The organism is Enterobacter sp. 940_PEND (assembly GCF_001059415.1).
GTDB lineage: Bacteria > Pseudomonadota > Gammaproteobacteria > Enterobacterales > Enterobacteriaceae > Enterobacter > Enterobacter cloacae_M.
Map to the genome: position 1 here is coordinate 1 of NZ_JUMS01000070.1, position 2,799 is coordinate 2,799.

Genomic DNA, 2,799 nt, shown 5'->3' on the forward strand with positions numbered 1-2,799 from the left:
CAACCGCAGCTTTAAGCGTCAGTATGGTCAGGCGCCTGGGGCATGGCGGCGGAGTATGGGTGGCCCGGAAACACAGCAGCTTCGCCAGTAATGCATATTTTGCTGCAACGTCGATCTGTTGCTGCTATACTGTATATAAATACAGTATAGCGAGGTGCACGATGGCTGTTGAAACAAAATTTGTTGTCGTAAGAAAAGGTGAAGAGAAAATGACATTTGCCAGTAAGAAAGAGGCTGACGCTCACGACAAGCTGCTCGATATGGCAGATGCGTTCACCGACTGGCTGTTGCAAAGCGGAATGCAGATGGATGAAACGCAGGCTGAAAATCTTGGCCTGTATCTCGCCGAGCAGAAAGAGACCGTGCAGCATATTCTGCGTACCAGCAAGCTTCCCGATCTCAATGCCCCAGCTGCAGCGGATAAAACTGAATCCGATGCGGCTGACACGAAAAAAATCAGGGCTGTGAAAGCGGCCTGATTTATTCTGCCAGAAAGAAAAAAGCCTCCCAACGGAGGCTTGTAGAGTAATACTTCACGGGCTATTTCAGCCTCTCTCTCAATTCGATATAGACTTCATTCAATTTCGTTATATTGGCTTCATCCATCGAGAGCACTGAGAAGTCTACAAACCAGTTACCATTACCGTGCTTCCTTATGATAAATAGTTTTTTGCCGTTCATAAATTGATACTCAACATCGTAGCTTTTATGAGTCCACGAGAGATTATCCGGAATATTGAATTTCGTCGTCTGTGCTGGTTTTGTCGGATCCCATTTTAAAAAGTTAGTGTACAAAGTTATCCAATGTTCGAGGCTGGCCTTGGTGACGTAACCAAAATGACCAGACAAATCCCCACCGTAGTAAACGGTCATTACTGCGTATTCACCTTTATCGTCGAGGCGGAGAATTCCATCAAAACCATCTTTATACTGGGGTTCATTATCCAGCATCACTTCAACACCAGTTTTATATTGTGTCCAGGTATAATAGAACGCCGGCTTCCCTGGCGTTGAACACCCGGCAGTAAGCATTACGAATATAAACCCTAAGATTTTAATCATCACTACCCCTAATTAAATAAAATAAATTTTATTTATAGCAACTAAAAAATATAATTAACTACAAGATGCTACACTTTATTTGACCACAATATCTGTTGACCAAAGTTCTCATTAACTGAACGGCTATTCCGCGAAAAACTTTAGAGAAATTTTCCAGCTTAAACTAAATCCTCCGGTAAACTCTGCCATTAGTGCTGGTCTATTTTTAGGCAACTGAACAATTATCGCCGTGATATCTGCGGAATGTGTTAGCTATGTTTGCGTCCCACTCATTGCAAACGTAACGTTACTTAGCGCCTCCACTTCAAACCCACAGCACCATCCATAAGACCTGGTAGCTATACAAACACGCCAGACTGTTACGTTAATACCTGTTTAGCCCTTAACAAGGAAACTCGCATGACCCCACATCCGCTACGCCAGATCATCGAATCCTGCGATCGCGCCATCACGACCCAAAACTATGACGCCCTGATGGAGTACTACGCCGACGACGCGGCTCTGGTGGTCAAGCCCGGCATGACGGTTAAAGGCAAAGAAAACATCCGCAACGCGTTTATTGCCATCTCGGATTATTTCCAGGACCAATTGATTGTGGAACAAGGAGAGATGCAGGTGATCGAAGGCGGTGACAATGCCCTCGTTATCATGGAAACCGTTCTGCGTTTTCCTGATGGTCAGGGTGGAATAACGGAAATGTCGCGCCGCGCGACCTATGTTTTTCGGCTGGAAAGCGACGGTCGCTGGCTTTGTACTATCGACAACTCCTACGGCACGTCGCTTCTGGATACCGGGAACCGATCGCGTTAATCACGGCTTCAAAGGGGCGCTGCCGCCCCTCCACGCCAGCCCCTTAATGCGCAGTAATGCGCGGCTCCTTCACAAACTCAGCCAGCAGCCACACCATATCGTGCAGCAGGCCCGTCAGCTCTTTCGCTACGTGAGCGGGTAGCGTTCCCCCCATAACGGCTTGCGTCAGCGCCAGAACATAGTCCACCTGCGTTAAGGTGTCCTGCCAGCAGTCGGGCACGCAGGAGTTGGTTTTCTCACCCATGATCAACTGTTCAATCAGGTATGGCGGAAGATCGACATCACAGAGTTCACGCAGCCTGCGCAGAGCCTGAAGGAGACGCTCGCACAGCGCAGTACGCCTCGCGACATCATCGGTTTCGACCAGCACGCTCACCAGCGCGGCGCAGTTGTCGGCGACGACAAAAAGATCGGCATCAGCCGGAAGCGGTCGGGAGATACGTTGCAGAATGACGTTTTCGTCAGATGGAAGGTAAGTCAGGGTTGGGATAGTCGCCATCGTAAGGCATCCTCAGTGTATAAATTGGGTGAATCACCCGATGAGTTCCTACGCTCGAGGGGGTAGCGCTGACAGAGGTAGGAATACCGCCCACAGAGAAAACGGCCAGCCTTGCGGCTGCTCCGTCAGCGCCACCGCAATTTTAACGAGATCGGCGCTGTCGCGACATATAAATATCGCTCTGTAGATGCGGGTTCCTACGCCCGATTGCGGATGTGCCGCAACGCAGGCACTTTACGACCGCGACCCGTTGAGGAAAAGACATAACGCTGAATTTCATAAGGTTACTTTGCGGTTTGCGAGGCGCCTTCCAGAATGACAACGCTGCCCTAAATTTTAAGGGTATCAATCACCGCTCTCGCTGGGCTTTGACTCCCGGCAGTCCTTCAACCGCAGCTTTAAGCGTCAGTATGGTCAGGCGCCTGGGG

The 2,799-nt window shown here is 49.3% G+C and carries 4 protein-coding genes and 2 pseudogenes; 4 read left to right on the forward strand and 2 right to left on the reverse strand.

The genetic code is table 11. The features are described 5' to 3' along the window. Window positions 1-91, forward strand: a pseudogene (locus ADJ24_RS25530) (AraC family transcriptional regulator); the annotation flags it as partial. Window positions 92-161: 70 nt separating this feature from the next. Beyond that, entirely contained in the window at window positions 162-479 is a 318-nt protein-coding gene (locus ADJ24_RS10655) for a YebG family protein (protein WP_023311527.1), read from the forward strand. A gap of 61 nt (window positions 480-540) precedes the next feature. Here the strand turns inward: ADJ24_RS10655 and ADJ24_RS10660 are convergent, their stop codons facing one another. Then, entirely contained in the window at window positions 541-1,062 is a 522-nt protein-coding gene (locus ADJ24_RS10660; RefSeq protein ID WP_023311526.1) for a hypothetical protein, read from the reverse strand. Window positions 1,063-1,461: 399 nt separating this feature from the next. Here ADJ24_RS10660 and ADJ24_RS10665 point away from each other — a divergent pair, with 399 nt between their 5' ends. Next, window positions 1,462-1,872, forward strand: a complete 411-nt coding sequence (locus ADJ24_RS10665) for a YybH family protein (RefSeq protein WP_023311525.1) — start codon at window positions 1,462-1,464, stop codon at window positions 1,870-1,872. A 43-nt stretch (window positions 1,873-1,915) separates the two neighbouring features. On the opposite strand, the gene ADJ24_RS10670 is transcribed toward ADJ24_RS10665, so the two are convergent. Continuing rightward, on the reverse strand, window positions 1,916-2,371 hold the full coding sequence (locus tag ADJ24_RS10670) for a hypothetical protein (protein ID WP_023311524.1): 456 nt from the start codon (window positions 2,369-2,371) through the stop codon (window positions 1,916-1,918). 355 nt (window positions 2,372-2,726) lie between these two features. On the opposite strand from ADJ24_RS10670, the pseudogene ADJ24_RS25045 reads away from it, so the two are divergent. Then, window positions 2,727-2,799 (forward strand): annotated as a pseudogene (locus tag ADJ24_RS25045) (AraC family transcriptional regulator); the annotation flags it as partial.